This is a genomic window from Dinoroseobacter shibae DFL 12 = DSM 16493, from assembly GCF_000018145.1.
In the GTDB taxonomy this organism is placed as follows: domain Bacteria; phylum Pseudomonadota; class Alphaproteobacteria; order Rhodobacterales; family Rhodobacteraceae; genus Dinoroseobacter; species Dinoroseobacter shibae.
The window spans coordinates 3,467,095-3,483,398 of the sequence record NC_009952.1 but is presented as its reverse complement, the minus strand read 5'-3'; the positions used below and the strand labels follow the sequence as shown (position 1 = coordinate 3,483,398).

The 16,304-nt window shown below is 67.4% G+C and carries 18 protein-coding genes; 11 read left to right on the top strand and 7 right to left on the bottom strand.

Annotation, left to right across the window (positions count from 1 at the left end):
• Window positions 1–2 precede the first annotated feature (2 nt).
• The 3 genes from DSHI_RS16820 to DSHI_RS16810 all read right to left on the bottom strand — a co-directional run bounded on the left by DSHI_RS16820 (window position 3) and on the right by DSHI_RS16810 (window position 3,698).
• Complete coding sequence (locus DSHI_RS16820; RefSeq protein WP_012179979.1) at window positions 3–737, bottom strand: metallophosphoesterase; 735 nt, start codon at window positions 735–737, stop codon at window positions 3–5.
• A gap of 54 nt (window positions 738–791) precedes the next feature.
• Complete coding sequence (serA, locus tag DSHI_RS16815) at window positions 792–2,387, bottom strand: phosphoglycerate dehydrogenase (RefSeq protein ID WP_012179978.1); 1,596 nt, start codon at window positions 2,385–2,387, stop codon at window positions 792–794.
• A 156-nt stretch (window positions 2,388–2,543) separates the two neighbouring features.
• Window positions 2,544–3,698: a phosphoserine transaminase gene (locus tag DSHI_RS16810; protein WP_012179977.1), complete on the bottom strand. Its 1,155-nt coding sequence runs from the start codon at window positions 3,696–3,698 to the stop codon at window positions 2,544–2,546.
• 224 nt (window positions 3,699–3,922) lie between these two features.
• On the opposite strand from DSHI_RS16810, the gene serB reads away from it, so the two are divergent.
• A complete protein-coding gene (serB, locus tag DSHI_RS16805) occupies window positions 3,923–4,801 on the top strand; it encodes a phosphoserine phosphatase SerB (RefSeq protein WP_012179976.1) in 879 nt (292 codons plus the stop codon).
• Between the two features lie 14 nt (window positions 4,802–4,815).
• Here serB and DSHI_RS16800 read toward each other — a convergent pair whose 3' ends face one another.
• Window positions 4,816–5,127 (bottom strand): hypothetical protein, encoded by a 312-nt coding sequence (locus DSHI_RS16800; RefSeq protein WP_012179975.1) that lies wholly within the window; start codon window positions 5,125–5,127, stop codon window positions 4,816–4,818.
• Window positions 5,128–5,513: 386 nt separating this feature from the next.
• Here DSHI_RS16800 and DSHI_RS16795 point away from each other — a divergent pair, with 386 nt between their 5' ends.
• Together DSHI_RS16795 and DSHI_RS16790 are read left to right on the top strand one after the other, a co-directional pair.
• Window positions 5,514–6,047, top strand: coding sequence for an invasion associated locus B family protein (locus DSHI_RS16795; protein ID WP_012179974.1), 534 nt, complete (start codon window positions 5,514–5,516; stop codon window positions 6,045–6,047).
• A 445-nt stretch (window positions 6,048–6,492) separates the two neighbouring features.
• On the top strand, window positions 6,493–7,203 hold the full coding sequence (locus DSHI_RS16790) for a dimethylsulfonioproprionate lyase family protein (RefSeq protein WP_012179973.1): 711 nt from the start codon (window positions 6,493–6,495) through the stop codon (window positions 7,201–7,203).
• On the opposite strand, the gene DSHI_RS16785 is transcribed toward DSHI_RS16790, so the two are convergent.
• Window positions 7,200–7,877 (bottom strand): hypothetical protein, encoded by a 678-nt coding sequence (locus DSHI_RS16785; RefSeq protein ID WP_012179972.1) that lies wholly within the window; start codon window positions 7,875–7,877, stop codon window positions 7,200–7,202. The two genes, DSHI_RS16790 and DSHI_RS16785, sit on opposite strands and share 4 nt — an antisense overlap.
• A 182-nt stretch (window positions 7,878–8,059) precedes the next feature.
• Between DSHI_RS16785 and rlmN the strand changes: the two genes are divergently transcribed.
• From rlmN to DSHI_RS16750, 7 genes are all read left to right on the top strand, one after another.
• The gene (gene rlmN, locus DSHI_RS16780) at window positions 8,060–9,244 is read left to right on the top strand and encodes a dual-specificity RNA methyltransferase RlmN (RefSeq protein ID WP_044029070.1); all 1,185 of its coding nucleotides are present in this window, start codon (window positions 8,060–8,062) and stop codon (window positions 9,242–9,244) included.
• Complete coding sequence (locus tag DSHI_RS16775) at window positions 9,244–10,047, top strand: patatin-like phospholipase family protein (RefSeq protein WP_012179970.1); 804 nt, start codon at window positions 9,244–9,246, stop codon at window positions 10,045–10,047. The genes rlmN and DSHI_RS16775 overlap by 1 nt, the downstream gene beginning before the upstream one ends.
• A 74-nt stretch (window positions 10,048–10,121) precedes the next feature.
• Entirely contained in the window at window positions 10,122–10,847 is a 726-nt protein-coding gene (gene mtgA / locus DSHI_RS16770; RefSeq protein ID WP_044028090.1) for a monofunctional biosynthetic peptidoglycan transglycosylase, read from the top strand.
• A gap of 50 nt (window positions 10,848–10,897) precedes the next feature.
• The gene (gene fzlA, locus DSHI_RS16765) at window positions 10,898–11,563 is read left to right on the top strand and encodes an FtsZ-binding protein FzlA (protein WP_012179968.1); all 666 of its coding nucleotides are present in this window, start codon (window positions 10,898–10,900) and stop codon (window positions 11,561–11,563) included.
• Window positions 11,560–12,594: a tRNA epoxyqueuosine(34) reductase QueG gene (queG, locus tag DSHI_RS16760; protein ID WP_012179967.1), complete on the top strand. Its 1,035-nt coding sequence runs from the start codon at window positions 11,560–11,562 to the stop codon at window positions 12,592–12,594. Before fzlA ends, queG begins: the two co-directional genes overlap by 4 nt.
• 290 nt (window positions 12,595–12,884) lie before the next feature.
• The gene (locus tag DSHI_RS16755; RefSeq protein WP_044028088.1) at window positions 12,885–13,067 is read left to right on the top strand and encodes a hypothetical protein; all 183 of its coding nucleotides are present in this window, start codon (window positions 12,885–12,887) and stop codon (window positions 13,065–13,067) included.
• A 28-nt stretch (window positions 13,068–13,095) separates the two neighbouring features.
• Window positions 13,096–14,037: a DMT family transporter gene (locus DSHI_RS16750; RefSeq protein ID WP_012179965.1), complete on the top strand. Its 942-nt coding sequence runs from the start codon at window positions 13,096–13,098 to the stop codon at window positions 14,035–14,037.
• Between the two features lie 3 nt (window positions 14,038–14,040).
• Here the strand turns inward: DSHI_RS16750 and DSHI_RS16745 are convergent, their stop codons facing one another.
• The gene (locus DSHI_RS16745) at window positions 14,041–14,844 is read right to left on the bottom strand and encodes a DUF4198 domain-containing protein (protein ID WP_012179964.1); all 804 of its coding nucleotides are present in this window, start codon (window positions 14,842–14,844) and stop codon (window positions 14,041–14,043) included.
• Between DSHI_RS16745 and DSHI_RS16740 the strand changes: the two genes are divergently transcribed.
• On the top strand, window positions 14,843–15,994 hold the full coding sequence (locus DSHI_RS16740) for a HupE/UreJ family protein (protein ID WP_245533022.1): 1,152 nt from the start codon (window positions 14,843–14,845) through the stop codon (window positions 15,992–15,994). The genes DSHI_RS16745 and DSHI_RS16740 overlap by 2 nt on opposite strands.
• Here the strand turns inward: DSHI_RS16740 and DSHI_RS16735 are convergent.
• Window positions 15,991–16,299 (bottom strand): pentapeptide repeat-containing protein, encoded by a 309-nt coding sequence (locus tag DSHI_RS16735; RefSeq protein WP_012179962.1) that lies wholly within the window; start codon window positions 16,297–16,299, stop codon window positions 15,991–15,993. The two genes, DSHI_RS16740 and DSHI_RS16735, sit on opposite strands and share 4 nt — an antisense overlap.
• Window positions 16,300–16,304 lie beyond the last annotated feature (5 nt).

Here is a 16,304-nt window from a genome sequence, read left to right as displayed (position 1 = left end):
ACTCAGGCCGGGGTGAGCGGGCGGCGTCCGGTCTCGGTCAGGATCGCGGCATGGGGGCCTTCGAATACCGCCGGGACCAGCGGGCGGCCATAGCCTGCGCCACCATCGAGATCGACCCGATTGCCGAAATGGGTGGGTGCATCGAGCGCGGTATGCCCATGCACCACCAGCCGTCCATGGGAACGCACGTCGGACAGAAAAGGCTCCCGGATCCAGAGCAGATCCTCGGTATCCTGGGCGGTCAGCGCGCGACCGGGGCGGATGCCCGCATGCACGCAGAGCAGGCCGGGGGCTTCGAACCACAAGGGCAGGCTTTCGAGGAAGTTCAGATGGGCCTCCGGCACGGTGCGGGCGGCGGCTTCGGCCGCGGGCGCGAAATCGCCGTCCTCGGCGGCGATCCCGTAGGAGGCCAGCGTCGCCGTCCCGCCCAGCAACGGGTGCAGCCAGCTCTTGCCGGATTTCACGTTGGTGTCATGGGCCAGCCCATTGCGGGCGAAGCGGGCGAACATGCGGTCATGGTTGCCCTTGAGCACGATCCAGGGCGCGCCGGCCGCACGCCCGGCGATCAGGTGGTCGAGCACGCCGCGACTGTCCGGGCCGCGATCCACCAGGTCGCCCAGATGGACGACGGGCGCCTCCGGGTCGGCCACGCGCGCCTTGTCCTCGGCAATCAGCCGGTGGGCCCGGCGGAGCTGGTCGAGTTGTCCGTGGATATCGCCGAGAATGTAGAGGCGCATGCTCTCTCCGAGGGGCGACCGGCCCGCCCTGGGCCGGTCGCGGATTTGTCACGCTCAGGCGACGTTGAATTGCAGGGGGCGCACCTGCTGGAACAGGCCGGTCGCGATCAGCTTGTCCTGCACGTCCCGCGGCAGGGGGGCGTCGAGATAGAGCATGGCGATGGCGTCGCCGTTGGTCTCGTTCCGGCCGAGGGTGAAGTTCGCGATGTTGACCTGGTTCTCACCCAGGATCCCCCCCAGGGTGCCGATCATGCCCGGCGTGTCCTTGTTGGTGGTGTAGAGCATGTGCTCGCCGATCTCGGCGTCGATATTGATGCCCTTGATCTGGATGAAGCGCGGCTTGCCATCGGAGAACACCGTGCCCGCGATGGACCGGGTCCGCTGGTCGGTCTTGACCGTCAGCTTGACGTAGCCGTCGAACACGCCGGACTTGTCCTGGGTGGTGGTCGACAGACCGATGCCGCGTTCCTTGGCGATTACCGGGGCGGAAACCATGTTCACGTCCGGGTTCGTGGCCTGCATGATGCCCGCGATCACGGCGCAGTTCAGCGCCTCGAGGTTCATCTTGGCGACCGTGCCGTTGTAGAGGATCTCGATGCTGTCGATGGGCTCGTCGGTCAGCTGGCCCACGAAGGTGCCGAGATGGCCCGCCAGTTTGACCCAAGGCCCCATGGTCTTGGCTTCCTCGGCGGTCACCGACGGCATGTTGAGCGCGTTTTCCACCGCCCCGCTGAGCAGGTAGTTCGACATCTGCTCGGCCACCTGCAGGGCCACGTTTTCCTGCGCCTCGGTGGTGGAGGCGCCCAGATGCGGGGTGCAGACCACGTTGGGCAGGCCGAAAAGCGGGTTCTCGGTCGCGGGTTCCTCGGCGAAGACGTCGAAGGCGGCTCCGGCCACATGACCGGATTTCAGAAGATCCGCGAGCGCCTGTTCGTCCACCAGCCCGCCGCGCGCGCAGTTGATGATACGCACGCCCTTCTTGGTCTTCTCCAGCGCCTCGCGGCTCAGGATGTTGCGGGTCTGGTCCGTGAGCGGCACGTGCAGCGTGATGAAATCGGCCCGCGCCAGCAGGGTGTCGAGATCGACCTTTTCCACCCCAAGCTTGTCGGCGCGTTCTTCGGACAGGAAGGGATCATAGGCGATGACCTTCATCTTCAAGCCCAGGGCGCGTTCGCAGACGATACCGCCGATATTGCCCGCGCCGATCACGCCCAGGGTCTTGGCGGTCAACTCGACCCCCATGAATTTCGACTTCTCCCACTTGCCCGCATGGGTCGACGCGCTGGCCTCGGGGATCTGGCGGGCGACGGCGAACATCATCGCGATGGCGTGTTCGGCGGTGGTGATCATGTTGCCGAAGGGGGTGTTCATCACGATCACGCCCTTCTTGGAGGCGGCGACCTTGTCCACGTTGTCGGTGCCGATCCCGGCGCGGCCCACGACCTTGAGGTTGTCGGCATGGGCCAGCAGCTTCTCGGTGACCTTGGTGGCCGAGCGGATGGCCAGACCGTCATATTTTCCAATGACTTCCGCGAGCTTGTCCTTGTCCTTGCCGAGGGACGGTTCGAAATCGACCTCGATGCCGCGGTCGCGGAAAATCTGAACGGCGGTTTCCGAGAGCTTGTCGGAGACGAGTACTTTGGGCGCCATTTCGGGCTCCTTTTTTGGGGTCTGAGGCAGGTCGGATCGGCGTCGGCCATGTGTCGGACCTTTGTATGCCTCGTAAAATTGTCAGGAATAGCCCGGCCGAGACTGGCCGGACCGGATCTGTTCGGGGGGTAGGCCGGGGTTCACCCCGGCATGCGCTCAGGCTTCGGCCAGTTGCGCGGCGATCTCGGCCTCGAAGGCCCAGGAGAGCCAGGGCAGCAGGGCCTCGACATCCGATGTCTCCACCGTGCCGCCGCACCAGATGCGCAGGCCCGGAGGGGCGTCGCGATAGGCGCCGATGTCAAAGGCGATGCCCTCGGCCTCCAGCCGCTTGGCCACGGCCTTGGCGAACGCCGCCCCGTCCGCGATCCGGTCGTCGGTGAATTTCAGGCAGACCGAGGTGGTCGAGCGTGTCGCCGGGTCCGCCGCCAGGAAGTCGATCCAGTCGTTAGCCGCCACGAAGGCCGCGATGGCGGCGGTGTTCGCCTCGGCCCGCGCGATCAGGCCCGGCAGGCCGCCCACGGATTTCGCCCAGTCGAGCGCGAAGAGGTAATCCTCGACACAGAGCATCGAGGGCGTGTTGATCGTCTCGCCCCGGAAGATCCCGTCGATCAGCTTGCCGCCCTTGGTCAGGCGGAAGATCTTGGGCAAAGGCCAGGGCGGTGTGTAGGATTCCAGGCGCGCGACGGCGCGGGGGGACAGGATCAGGATGCCGTGTGCGGCCTCGCCGCCCAGCACCTTCTGCCAGCTGAAGGTGGTGGCATCGAGCTTGTCCCAGGCCAGATCCATGGCGAAGGCCGCCGAGGTCGCGTCGCAGAGCGTCAGGCCCGCGCGGTCGGCGGGGATCCAGTCGCCATCGGGGACGCGCACGCCCGAGGTCGTGCCGTTCCAGGTGAAGCACACGTCCTTGTCGAAATCGACCGCGGCCAGGTCGACGATCTCGCCGTACTCTGCGGTGCGGGTGGTGGCGTCCAGTTTGAGCTGCTTGATCGCGTCGGTGACCCAGCCGGACCCGAAGCTTTCCCAGGCGAGCATTTCCACCGGGCGTTCGCCGAGCAGGGACCACATCGCCATCTCGTAGGCGCCGGTGTCGGAGGCGGGCACGATGCCGATCTTGTAATCGGCAGGCACGCCCAGCACCTCGCGCGTGGTCTCGATCGCGGCTTTCAGCTTGTCCTTGCCGACAGTGGCGCGGTGCGACCGGCCAAGGGCGGCGTCGCCGAGCGTATCGAGGGTCCATGTGGGGGGTTTGGCGCAGGGGCCAGAGGAAAAACGCGGGTTTGCCGGCCGCGTGACCGGAGCGTCGAGTGCCATGTCTGGTATCCTTCCAGATATCTGCCCTTCGTTGGGGAAGGGTGTCCCGGGGACGCGTATAAGCGGCGGTGCCGGGGGGCGGCAAGCCGGAAAATGCGGCGATTGCGTCGCAATTCCGGGCGTTACAGGGGAGACTGTTTCGGATCGGAAACTGGGTGCGGACGGACTGGCGCGCGGGCGCGGGTCGTGGTTTATGCGCGCCAAACCGGAATGGAGCTGCCCCGATGTTCGTTGCCACCCTGCTGACCGATCCTGCCGCGCCCGCGCTGGAGGAGGCGATGGTCACCGCCCTGCGCGATGCCTGGGGCGGGGGCGATGCGCGGTGGTTGGCCGCGGGGGAGGCGGCGGAGTTTCCGCTGCAGGAGGTGCCCGGCAACCTGTGGCAGGTTTGGGCGGACTTGCAGGGCCAGCGCGTCGATCTGGTGGTGCAGCCCGCGGCGGGGCGGCGCAAGGCGATGCTGCTGGCCGATATGGACAGCACCATGATCCGGCAGGAGTGTATCGACGAGTTGGCCGATGAGGCCGGGGTCGGGCCGCGCGTCGCCGAAATCACCGCGCGCGCGATGAATGGCGAGCTGGATTTCGAGGGTGCACTGCGGGAGCGGGTCGGGCTGCTGGCCGGGCTGGATGCGGCGGTGATCGACCGGGTTCTGGAGACGCGGATCGATCTGATGCCGGGGGGGCGGGCGCTGGTGGCGACGATGAAGCGGGACGGGGCCTATGCGGCGCTGGTCTCGGGCGGGTTCACGGCGTTCACAGCGCGGGTGGCGGCCCTGTTGGGGTTCGACGAGAATCGCGCCAACACGCTGGAGATCGTGGACGGGGTGCTGACCGGCCGGGTGATCGAGCCGATCCTGGGTCGGGCGGCGAAGGTCGCGGCCCTGGAGGAGATCACCGCGCGGCTGGGGATTTCGGAGGCGGATGTGATGGCCGTGGGCGACGGCGCCAATGATCTGGGGATGCTGGGCCGGGCGGGGGCGGGCGTGGCGCTCCACGCCAAGCCAGTGGTGGCCGCGGAATGCGACCGGCGGATCAATTTCGGCGATCTCAGCGCGCTGCTGTTCCTGCAGGGTTACAGCCGGGCGGATTTCGCGACGACCTGACCGCGGACCCGGCCCTAGAACCGCAGGATCAGCCCGGCGATCCAGCCCTCGGAGGCGGGGCTGGGCAGGTCCCGGCTGCTTCTCGTGATCATGACATCCCAGGTTGCCTTTTCGACCGCGCGCTCCGCCGGTTCGGGATGGAGCCGTTCGGGATTGAACAGTCGAAAGGACGTGGACAGGTCGACCTCACGGCTGCGCAAGATGGCGCCGATCCGTTCGGCCCAGCCCGCGTCGGGCGACACGACGAGATCCTGCGCGCCGGCCGAAAGGGGCAGGAGCGCCGTCGCAGCGGACAGGCACAGGGCAGTCACAAGACCTTTGGTCATTGGTCCCTCGCATCATGGTGGCAGCGGGGCGCGCATCGTCCCGACATGTGGCGCCGGGCAGGACAGCGCGCCCCGAGGATGCCGCAGAACCCTTAAGAACGCGTAAAATCCGCCAGTCCAGGGCGCAGGCGGTGCGCGTTGGGCACCGCTTTCGGGCGGGAAAGTGCCCTGCCTGCGCGGTCAACGCTTCCAACCCGTGGCAGAACGTGACATAGGCGCAGGCGGGGTTTTGCCGAGGTTTTGACTGGAAAGGTCTTTGCCTGCGCCATGGGGGGAGTTAGTTTCTCTGCAACAGGGCGAGGTGCCGGACCGGGGCTTCGTGCAGCGACAGGTCCCGAGACGCGGGGCAAGGCCCGGAAGGCGGCAAGACGTTGGAGGCAGCGACGATGAAACGGATGGCAGTGGGTGTTCTGGGACTGGCCTTGGCGGCATTCGCCGTACCGGGGGCCAATGCGCAGGACGTGTCCGACAACCGGGTGGCGGTGAAGACGGATTGGAATGTTTTCGTCGAAAGCGACCCGCGCGAATGCTGGAGCGTATCGATCCCCAAGGAGACGGTGAACACCCGGGACGGGCGGCCTGTGGCCGTGAACCGGGGCGATATCCTGATGTTCGTTGCTTATCGCCCGTCCGAGAATGTCGCGGGTGAGGTGTCCTTCAAGGGCGGTTACGATTTCCGCGAAGGCTCCACCGTGACGGTCGAGATCGGCAGTTCCACCTTCGAGTTCTTCACCGAAGGCGGCAATGCGTGGCCTGCCTCCGCCGAGGACGACGCCAAGGTGATCACCGCGATGAAGCGCGGGGCCGAGGCGGTCGTGACCGGCGTGTCCGAACGCTCGGGCACCACGACCCGCGACACGTTCAGCCTGCTTGGGTTCACCGCGGCGCTCGAAGAGGCGGAGGCGCGCTGCGCCGGCTGAGCCTGCCCTGGCGAGCCGCTTGATCCTCGTCATGCCCGGGGCCTGTGATTCAAGGTGCGGGACGGGCGCAGCGCATGTCGATGATCGCGATGAAATCTTCGCGGACCATTTCTCTGCCTTGGCCTCGATAGACTGAACGCCTGCAAGAGCACGCGACTGGCGTGGGTGCCGGCGGCACTCCGGGGGTTGCGGGTCCAGAGACGCGGACGCGCCTCGGCCTTGGCCAGGCACGCAGCCATGGGCCACCCCATATCGCCGAGGCCGATGAGCCTGATCCGATCTTCCATGCCTGCCCCCCTTGCAACCAGAGCGCAATATGGGCCAGCGGCCCGCGATTGAAGACCCGCATGTCGGTTTCGTCCCCGGGCGGCCGCTGATGCGTTGCATCGCGTGGACCGCGGGGCTATCGGCTGGCGGAACGCAGTCGTGACCGAGAGACATCGCCATGCCGGACCTGCCAAACCCCGAGACGCCCGCCGAGGCATCGGCCCTGCGGCTGATGGATTGCCCCAACTGGGTGTACCTGTTGCGGGAGTTCGACGCGCTCTACCGCTATGGCTCTGCCGGGGGCAGCCCCGCGATCCGCAGTCATCGCAAGCGGGTGCGCGACCGGCTGTCGGCCGTTTTGGCGGCCAATCCGGCGATGGTCGACCGCCCGCGGGAGACCAAGCCCGTGGTGGCCCATTTCGCCCGGGCGCTGGACCTCGGGGAGCGGGCCGCGATGCAGGGGATGGTGCGGGCCCTGCGGGAAGTGAAGGACGACCTGACCTGGGAATACGGGTATGAGAAGGTGCCCAAGGCGCTGGCGCAGAAATACGCCTATTGCGAGGTCTTGGGGCCGCGGGGGCCGGTGCAGGGGACGACCCTGACCCTGGGCTTCGTGCTGTTCGCGCCGAATACGACCTATCCGCAGCACAGCCATCACGACATCGAGGAAAGCTATACCTCGGTCTCCGGCGCCTGGTCGGAGAACAACGCGGCGGTCTTTGCGCCCGGATCGCTGATCTTGAACACGTCCGGCCACGAGCATCGGATCACGACTGGCGATCGCGACCCGTGCCTGTTGGCCTATGCCTGGGCCGGTCCGGCGGAGCGTCTGGCCACACCGGACATGAAGCTGACCGCCCCGCGGCGGGCGCGGGGCGCGGGGGTCTAGGCGGCCTTGCGGCGGGCGCGCAGCAGGCCGAGCGCGCCGAGTCCCAGCAGGGCGAGCGGCGCACCGGCGGGCAGCGGCACGGGCGACGGCTCTTGCAGGGTGTTCACGGTGGTGTTGAAGTTGTCGAAGGCGATGCCGATCTTGCGGGTGCCCCCGAAGGTGGTGCCCGTGATCTCGATTTGCGAAATCAGGCTGCCCAGGCCGCTGAACCCGATCCGGGTCACGGCCCGGTTGCCGGCATTGGCGTCCTGGCCGGTCACGGTCTGCGTGGCGAGGGCATTGCCGGTGGCGTCCCGCGCGATGAAGGTAAAGACCTCGAGGTTGTTGCCGCGCCCGTCGATATCGGCCACGTCGAAGGAGGTGGCCAGCACCGCCTCGGCGAAATCGATGGTCAGGGCGGTCACGGTGCCGAAATCCGAGGTCAGGAAATAGTCGCCGAAGGCGTCCGCCGGGTTCGGCCTGTCGAAGGGCACGAAGCCGTCTGTCTTGCCGCCCACCTTGACGATGTAGAGGCCATTGGGGCTGGAGAAGCTCACGCCGGAGCTGGCCTGGAACTCGGTGCCGGTGATGGCGGTCTTGTTGCCGGAAAACCCTGTCTCGAAGTCGAGGACGGCGGCGGAGGCGGCGGAGGCGAGGAAGGTCAGCGCACAGGCTGAAAGAACAGGTCTCAACATACTCGATACTTTCTTGGCATGGGGGCAGTCCGGAGATTCTGTAGCATTTGCGCAGAATTCATGGAAAATGCCATGGAATTGTCCTGGATTGGTTAACGGCCGTGCCGGGACGCCAAAGGGTGTTTTCAAGCCGGGGTGCGTGCTATATGTCCCGGGCTTTCCCAAGTTTATCGAGCATGCCCATGTCCGCCACGTCGCCGATCACGCAGGATGTCGTCACCTTTCCGCGCAAGCTGCCGGAGGGGGGCAAGCGCAATCTCGTGGGCCTGACCCGGCCCGAACTGGCCGAGGCGCTGGCAGCGGCGGGCACGCCCGAAAAGCAGGTCAAGATGCGGGTCAATCAGATCTGGCAATGGCTTTATGAACGCGGCGTGCGCGATTTCAACGACATGACGAACCTCGCCAAGCCCTACCGCGCCCTGCTGGCCGATCAGTTCGAGATCGCCGTGCCGGAGGTCGTCAGCCGCCATGTCTCGGAGGACGGGACGCGCAAGTACCTGGTGCGGATCGCGGGCGGGCACGAGGTGGAGGTCGTCTATATCCCCGAGGAGGATCGCGGCACGCTGTGTGTCTCGTCCCAGGTGGGCTGCACCCTGACCTGTTCGTTCTGCCACACGGGCACGCAAAAACTGGTGCGCAACCTGACCGCGGGCGAGATCGTCGGCCAGATCATGATCGCGCGCGACGATCTGGGCGAGTGGCCCCTGCCGGGGCGGAACCCCAAGAACGAGACCCGGCTTTTGTCCAATATCGTCCTGATGGGGATGGGTGAGCCGCTTTACAATTTCGAGGCAGTGCGCGACGCGATGAAGATCGCCATGGACCCCGAGGGCATCAGCCTGAGCCGTCGGCGGATCACGCTCTCGACCTCGGGCGTGGTGCCCGAAATCGCCCGGACCGCCGAAGAGATCGGCTGCATGCTGGCGGTGTCGTTCCATGCGACCACGGACGAGGTGCGCGACAAGCTGGTCCCGATCAACAAGCGCTGGAACATTGCCACCCTGCTCGACGCGCTGCGGGACTATCCCAAGGCCAGCAATTCCGAGCGGATCACGTTCGAATACGTCATGCTCAAGGGCGTCAATGACAGTGACGAGGATGCGCGGCGGCTGGTCGAGCTGATCAAGGGCATTCCGGCCAAGATCAACCTGATCCCGTTCAACGAGTGGCCCGGCGCGCCTTATGAGCGGTCCTCGAACAACCGCATCCGGGCGTTTGCCGACATCATCTACAAGGCCGGGTATGCCAGCCCGATCCGCACCCCTCGGGGCGAGGATATCATGGCCGCCTGCGGGCAGTTGAAATCCGCGACCGAGCGCGCGCGCAAGTCCCGCGCGCAGATCGCCGCCGAAACCGGGCTGGGATAATGGCCGGGTTCGGTCTGGCGCTCAGCGGCGGTGGGGCGGCAGGGTTCGGGCATATCGTGGCGCTGGAGGCGCTGGACGAGCTGGGCGCGCGGCCCGTGGCGATTGCGGGCACCTCCGTGGGGGCAATGATCGGCGCGGCCTATGCCAATGGCATGACCGGGGCCGAGATGCGGGCCCATATCCTCGACATGGTGGAGGCGCCCTTTGCCTCGGTGCGGACCTTCTGGGCCGCGCGGCAGGCTGCGGGCGTGGGCATTTTCAGCCCCGTGCCGCCCCTGGCGGCGGTCGAGACGGTGCTGCCCCATGGCCTGCCGGAGCGGTTGGAGGACCTGCCGATCCCCCTGACCGTGGTGGCGACGGATCTCGTGTCGCGCGAAAGCGTCGCCTTTACCGAGGGCGCGCTGCGCCCGCGTCTGGCGGCGTCGGCGGCGATCCCGGGGGCCTTTGCGCCGATGGAACTGGACGGGCGGTATTTCATCGATGGCGGGGTGCTCAACAACCTGCCCTATGACTGCCTGCCCGAGGGGCTGGTGCGGGTAGCGATCGACGTGGCCTCGGAGCCGCCGGAGCCGCATGACACACCGCCGGGCCCGCTGGACGTGGCCACCGGCGCGATGCGGATCATGATGCAGGCGCTGCTGGACGCCAAGCTGGCCAAGGACCCGCCCGAAGTGCTGATCCAGCCCGGTTCGAACCGCTACAGCGTGTTCGACGTGATGAAGGCCGAAGAGATTTTCGAGGTGGCCGCCCCGACGCGCGAGGCGGTCAAGCGCGAGATGGCTGCGATTTTGGAGACCGCGTGAGCGCGCCCGCGCTGGCCCGGCGCGCTGGCCCGGTGTAAGCTGCGCCCCAACCCGTGACACAAGCGGACAGAGCAGTGCCCAGAAAGACCAGAGCCAAGGCCAAACCCCGCAGGAAGGCCGCTGCGCCGTCGTGGCGGGCGCGTCTGCGGCTATGGGTGCTGCGCGGGGTGCTGGGGGTGGTGGGCCTGGGCCTTGCGTGGATCGTCGCCTATCGCTGGATCGATCCGCCGACCACGCCCTACATTCTGGCCGAGCGCGCCCGCCTTGGTGCGGTGCAGCAGGACTGGGTGCCGATGGAGCGGATTGCGCCCGATCTGGCCCGGGCGGTGGTTGCGGCGGAGGACGCCAATTTCTGCCGCCACTGGGGTTTCGACATGGCCGCGATCCGCGATGCGATCGAGGCGGGGGGCAATCGCGGGGCCTCCACCCTCAGCCAGCAGGTCGTCAAGAACGTGTTTTTGTGGCACGGCCGGTCCTGGCCGCGCAAGGCGCTGGAGGCGCTGATCACCCCGGTGATGGAGGCGACCTGGCCCAAGCGCCGCATCCTGGAGGTCTATCTCAACGTGGCGGAGTTCGACGCGGGCGTGTTCGGGGTCGGGGCCGCGGCGCCCCATTACTTCGGGACTGCGGCGGGCGATGTCAGCTTGCGGCAGGCCGCGGCGCTGGCGGTGGTGCTGCCCAATCCCAAGGCGCGCTCGGCCAGATCGCCGGGCCCGGGCCTGCAACGCCGGGCCGCCAGCGTGGCTGACGGGGCGGAGACGATCCGCCGGGATGGGCGGTCGGCCTGTTTCGAGGATTGAAGCCGCCCCGCACCCAAGGCACAAAGGACCAAACAGGATCGAGCCCGCCCATGAATCGCCTCTATCACGTTCCGTTGTCCCCGTTCTGCCGCAAGGTGCGGCTGGTTCTGGCCGAGAAGAAGATCGAAGTGGAGCTGGTCGACGAGAAATACTGGGAACCGTCGGCGGATTTCCTGCGTCGCAACCCGGCGGGCAAGGTGCCGGTTCTCAAGATGGGTGGCACCCATCTGACCGAGAGCCACGCGATCGTCGAGTACCTTGAAGAGCTGCACCCGACCCCGGCGCTCCTGCCCGGCACGCCGCAGGACCGGTTCGAGGCGCGGCGGCTGGTGATGTGGTTCGACGACAAGTTCCACAACGAGGTGACGAAGAACCTGCTCTATGAGCGGGTGAACAAGAAGATCATGGGCCAGGGCTACCCCGAAAGCCGGGCGATCAAGACCGGGGCGCAGAAGATCAAGTACCATATCGACTACATGGGTTGGCTGCTGGAGCAGCGGCGCTGGCTGGCGGGCGATGCGATGACCATCGCGGATTTCACGGCGGCGGCGCATTTCTCGTGCCTCGATTACATCCGGGATATCGACTGGAACCGGAACGCGGCGGTGAAGGACTGGTATGCCAAGATCAAGTCGCGCCCGGCCTTCCGGTCGATCCTCGCCGACCAGATCCCCGGCTTCATCCAGCCGCCCCATTACGCGGACCTGGATTTTTGAATGAGGGCCTCGCGTCGAACCTGAAGGCCGAGGCGGCACGGCTGGGATTTGTCGGGGCCGGGATCTGTGCGCCGGATGCGATCCCCGAGGCGGCTGGGCGGTTGGCGGCCTTCGTCGAGGCCGGACGCCATGGGCAGATGGGTTGGATGGCCGAGCGGATGCATTGGCGCGGCGATCCCGCGAGCCTCTGGCCCGAGGCGCGGTCGGTGGTGATGCTGGCCGAGAGCTACGCGCCGGACAGCGACCCGCTGGCGGATCTGGCGGCGCGGGATCGGGGGCTGATCAGCGTCTATGCCCGGCACCGGGATTACCACGATGTTCTGAAGAAGAAGCTCAAGGCGCTGGGCCGGTGGCTTCTGGCCGAGGCGGGGGGCGAGATCAAGGTGTTCGTGGACACCGCCCCGGTGATGGAAAAGCCCCTGGCGCAGGCGGCGGGGTTGGGTTGGCAGGGCAAGCATACGAACCTTCTGGGGCGCGGGTTCGGGAACTGGGTGTTCCTGGGGGCGCTGTTTACCACGGTCGATCTGCCGAAGGACGCCGCCGAAGTTGACCATTGCGGGTCGTGCCGGGCGTGCCTGGACATCTGCCCGACGGACGCCTTTCCGGCCCCCTATCAACTCGATGCGCGGCGCTGCATTTCCTACCTGACGATCGAGCACAAGGGGCCGGTGGACGAGGCGCTGCGCCCGGGGTTGGGCAACCGGATCTATGGCTGCGACGATTGCCTCGCGGTCTGTCCCTGGAACAAGTTCGCGGCTGAGGCGCGGGAGGCGAAGTATCACGCCCGCGATGACCTGACCCTGCCTGCGCTTGCGGAGTTGGCCGCGCTGGACGACGCGGGGTTCCGCGCGCGGTTCTCAGGCTCGCCGATCAAGCGGATCGGGCGGGACCGGTTCGTGCGCAATGTCTGCTACGCCATCGGCAATTCCGCCACGCCTGCCCTGCGCCCGGCGGTGCAGGCGCTCTGCGACGACCCGGACCCCGCCGTCGCGGATGCGGCGCGCTGGGCGGTGGCGCGGCTGGGCGGCTAGGTCCGGGCCAGCGAGGTGCCCAACAGACCGCAGGCGATGCCCGGGCCTTCATCGCGATCATGGCGACGGTATCAGAGACCGGCAGGGGCAAGGGCGAGAAAGGGCACAAGGGGCATGGGTCGATCAATCCAAAGATGCTGAAATCAATGGGAAACCTGAGCATGTTTGCGGCGTTCGGCCTGCGCACCGCCCGCGCGGGCATGGCCCGCCCGAACAGCTCAAGGCGGAAACCCTATGGATTTGGCGATTCGCGTGTTAGATTGCGTGTCCGATCATGGAAGGAGGACTTCATGAAGCATATCGTGGATACCCAACGCGCCGCCGAGGCGCCCATGCGTGCGGTGCGCTACCTGGCGCAGGAGCGCCGCCTGGGCCGGCACCCCAATACCCTGGCCCTGCACCAGCGCACGCGGCCGGTCAAAGGGACCTTCGTGCAGAAATATCTCCGGATCGACCGGGGGATCGAGGTCTGATCCCTGACGCGGCCTGATCTAGGCAAGCATGGGAAAATCGGATACCGCGCTGGGCATGTCACCGGTGCGCGGTATCCTTTTGAAACTTGGCGCCGTCACGGCGTTCATGGTGATGGCCTCCCTGGTGAAGGCCACGTCCGAAACCGTCCCGCCCGGTCAGGCGGTGTTTTTCCGCTCTTTCTTCGCCTTTCCCATCCTGTTCGGGTGGCTGGCCCTGCGCGGCCAGTTGCGCACCGGGCTGAAGGCGCATCGGCCGGTTTCCCATGTCTGGCGCGGGCTGGTCGGCACCAGCGCCATGGCGTTCGGGTTTGCGGGTCTGGGGCTTCTGCCCTTGCCCGAGGCCACGGCGCTTCGCTTTGCCCAGCCGATCTTCGTGGTGGTTCTGGCAGCCCTGATGCTGGGGGAGCGGATCCGGCTTTTTCGCACCACCGCGGTGCTGGTGGGGCTGGCCGGGGTGATCGTGGTGCTGTCGCCGCGGCTCGGCGGGTTTGCAGATCTCAGCGCGGATCGCGCGGCCCTCGGCGCGCTCTTTTGCCTGCTGTCGGCGGGGCTGGCGGCGCTGGCCCATGTGTTCATCCGCAAGATGGTCGCCACCGAAAGCACGAGTGCGATCGTCTTCTGGTTCACGATCACCTCCACCGTGATGTCGTTGCTGACCCTGCCCTTCGGCTGGGTCTGGCCCAGTGTCGAGGTCGCGGCGCTTCTGGTCATGGCGGGGCTGTGCGGTGGGACGGGGCAGATCCTGCTGACCTCGGCCTATCGGTTCGCGCCCGCCTCGGTGGTCGCGCCCTTCGACTATGCCTCGATGCTGCTGGCGCTGCTGATCGGGTATTTCATCTTCAGCGAGGTGCCCACGGTGCCGATGCTCGCGGGCGCGGCGATCGTCATGGCCTCCGGCGGGGCGATCATCTGGCGGGAGCGGCAACTGGCGCTCGCCCGGGGCGCGGCGCGGCCGGTCCGGCCGGAATAGGGATCACTCGTTTGGCGTGCGGAAGGTCAGCGACGCCCAGAGCGTGTACCAGACCGGATCGCCCTCGGCCGCGGGCTCCAGCGGTTCCAGGATCACCGAATCCACCAGGTATTCCGTCCCCGCCATCATGGGCAGCACCGCCACCCCGGCCCCGTCCGTGCGGTGCAGGGAGGTGGAGACGGTGCCATCCGCGCCCCGGGCGAAAAGCGTTACCTGCACGTCGCTGCGCGGGGCCCCGAAATGCAGTACCCGCACGGGCAAACCGCCCGACAGGTCGTCCGTGTAAGGGTTCGCCAGCGCCACGATCTCGGTATCGAGCCCGATGGGCCGATCCGCGCCCGCCCCGTCGCCCACGGCCACGAGCGCCTTGCCATAGCGGCGATAGACCTCGCTAAAGCCGTGCTCGGGCAGGCCGCGGTCGCGGTGCATGTCCTGCGCCCAGGCGAAATCCTTCTGGCTGGTGAAGGCCTCGAACTTCTCCCAGCTGGGGTACTTGAGGAAGGTGTCGGCGGTTTCATGGACCACGATGGCCAGACCCGGCGTCTCCACCACCCGTTGCAGCGCCGGGCGGTCGCCGATTCGTGCTTGCGGGTCGAGGCGGGTGTCGCCCTGCAGGATCTCGAACCGGGCGGTGCGGGTCGGGATGTAGGGAAAGCCCGCGCCTTTGAGCTTTTCACCCACGCGCAACTCGGCGATGATTTCGCCGCCCGGGGCCACCTGATACGTCTGGGGCGAGATCCAGAACTCATGGGCCTGCGCCTGCGATGTGAGCGACAGAACGAGTGTCAGAGGGGCAAGAGCACGCATGGAACGGAACCTTCGGGGCTGGGTGCGGCTCAGGGTGGCCTGCTGGATGCTGGTGTCAATGGCGCTGCTCCGGGCCGCGCAGGCCGGGGCCCATGAAATCCGCCCGGCGGTCGCCGATGTGATCATCGGGCCGGACCGGGCCGAGGTGGTGGTGCAACTGACCGCCGAGGCGCTGGTGGCCGGGATCGACGTCACGGGGATCGAGGATACCGACGAGGCCCCAGAGGCCGAGGTCTATGACGCCCTGCGCGCCCTGCCGCCGGACGAGATGGCCGCGGCCCTGCGCGCGGCCTGGCCCGAGGTCGCCCGCGGTTTTATCGCCGAGGTGGACGGCGCGCGGCTCGATTGGGTGCTGCGCCAGGTGCGGATCGCCGACGAGCCGGAGCTGGAGCTGCCTCGCGACACCCAGATCACCGCCGAGATCGCCCTGCCGCCGGGGGAGGCGCCCGTGGTGCTGGGCTGGGTGGCGGCGAACGGGCCGCTGGTGGTGCGCCAGAACACCGAGGACGGCGGGGAGGGGTATTCGGGGTACCTCACCGATGGGGCGTTGAGCGCGCCCTTGCCCCGGACCGGCACCGCGACGCAGTCCATCGGCGCGGCCTTCGTTGATTATATCGGGATCGGGTTTGCCCATATCGTGCCCAAGGGGCTGGACCATATCCTGTTCGTGCTGGGCCTGTTCTTCTTCAGCCTGGCGCTGAAGCCGCTGGTGTTCCAGGTCACGGCCTTCACGCTGGCCCATACCGTGACGCTGGCGTTGGCGACGCTGGGGCTTGTTTCGGTGCCGCCCGCCATCGTCGAGCCGCTGATCGCGCTTTCGATCGTCTACATCGCGGTGGAGAACATCCTCGGCGGTGCCATCGGCTGGCGGCGCACGGCGGTGGTGTTCGGGTTCGGGCTGCTGCACGGGCTGGGCTTTGCCAGCGTGCTGGGCGAGATCGGGCTTGATCCGGCACGGTTCCTGACCGGGCTGATCGGGTTCAATATCGGGGTGGAACTGGGACAGCTCGCCGTGCTGGCGGCGGCCTTCGTGTTGCTGGGCCTGCCGTTCGGGCGGATGGACTGGTACCGGCCCGCGGTGGCTGTCCCGGCCTCGGTCGGTATCGCCCTGGTCGGGGCCTGGTGGGCGGTGGAGCGGGTGTTTCTCTAGCCCTGCTTGGCGCGCCAGGCGGCCAGCAGCGCGGTGACCGGGATGCCGTCGATGGTCATGCCGGTCACATCCGCGTTGCGGATCGCGGCATTGCGCAGGGAGACGTCCTCCAGCTCCAGCCGGTCGAGATTGCCGTCGCGGATGAGGCTGCCGGCCAGGGTGACATCCTCGAACCGGCAATCGGCGAGATTGGCGCTCTCGAACACGCTGTTTTCCAGGGTGACGTCGGTGAAGCTGCTCCCGATCAGGCGGGCGTCGCGGAGGGTCAGGGGGCCGTCGCGCCGTGTGTTTTCTGGCTCGGACATGGGGG

Coding starts and splice junctions, on each gene's coding strand:
- DSHI_RS16735 (WP_012179962.1), bottom strand. CDS start 16,299: ATGTCCGAGCCAGAAAACACACGGCGCGACGGCCCCCTGACCCTCCGC.
- fzlA (WP_012179968.1), top strand. CDS start 10,898: ATGAATCGCCTCTATCACGTTCCGTTGTCCCCGTTCTGCCGCAAGGTG.
- rlmN (WP_044029070.1), top strand. CDS start 8,060: ATGTCCGCCACGTCGCCGATCACGCAGGATGTCGTCACCTTTCCGCGC.
- DSHI_RS16775 (WP_012179970.1), top strand. CDS start 9,244: ATGGCCGGGTTCGGTCTGGCGCTCAGCGGCGGTGGGGCGGCAGGGTTC.
- DSHI_RS16810 (WP_012179977.1), bottom strand. CDS start 3,698: ATGGCACTCGACGCTCCGGTCACGCGGCCGGCAAACCCGCGTTTTTCC.
- DSHI_RS16740 (WP_245533022.1), top strand. CDS start 14,843: ATGGAACGGAACCTTCGGGGCTGGGTGCGGCTCAGGGTGGCCTGCTGG.
- serA (WP_012179978.1), bottom strand. CDS start 2,387: ATGGCGCCCAAAGTACTCGTCTCCGACAAGCTCTCGGAAACCGCCGTT.
- DSHI_RS16790 (WP_012179973.1), top strand. CDS start 6,493: ATGCCGGACCTGCCAAACCCCGAGACGCCCGCCGAGGCATCGGCCCTG.
- DSHI_RS16750 (WP_012179965.1), top strand. CDS start 13,096: ATGGGAAAATCGGATACCGCGCTGGGCATGTCACCGGTGCGCGGTATC.
- DSHI_RS16785 (WP_012179972.1), bottom strand. CDS start 7,877: ATGTTGAGACCTGTTCTTTCAGCCTGTGCGCTGACCTTCCTCGCCTCC.
- serB (WP_012179976.1), top strand. CDS start 3,923: ATGTTCGTTGCCACCCTGCTGACCGATCCTGCCGCGCCCGCGCTGGAG.
- DSHI_RS16800 (WP_012179975.1), bottom strand. CDS start 5,127: ATGACCAAAGGTCTTGTGACTGCCCTGTGCCTGTCCGCTGCGACGGCG.
- DSHI_RS16795 (WP_012179974.1), top strand. CDS start 5,514: ATGAAACGGATGGCAGTGGGTGTTCTGGGACTGGCCTTGGCGGCATTC.
- DSHI_RS16745 (WP_012179964.1), bottom strand. CDS start 14,844: ATGCGTGCTCTTGCCCCTCTGACACTCGTTCTGTCGCTCACATCGCAG.
- DSHI_RS16755 (WP_044028088.1), top strand. CDS start 12,885: ATGAAGCATATCGTGGATACCCAACGCGCCGCCGAGGCGCCCATGCGT.
- DSHI_RS16820 (WP_012179979.1), bottom strand. CDS start 737: ATGCGCCTCTACATTCTCGGCGATATCCACGGACAACTCGACCAGCTC.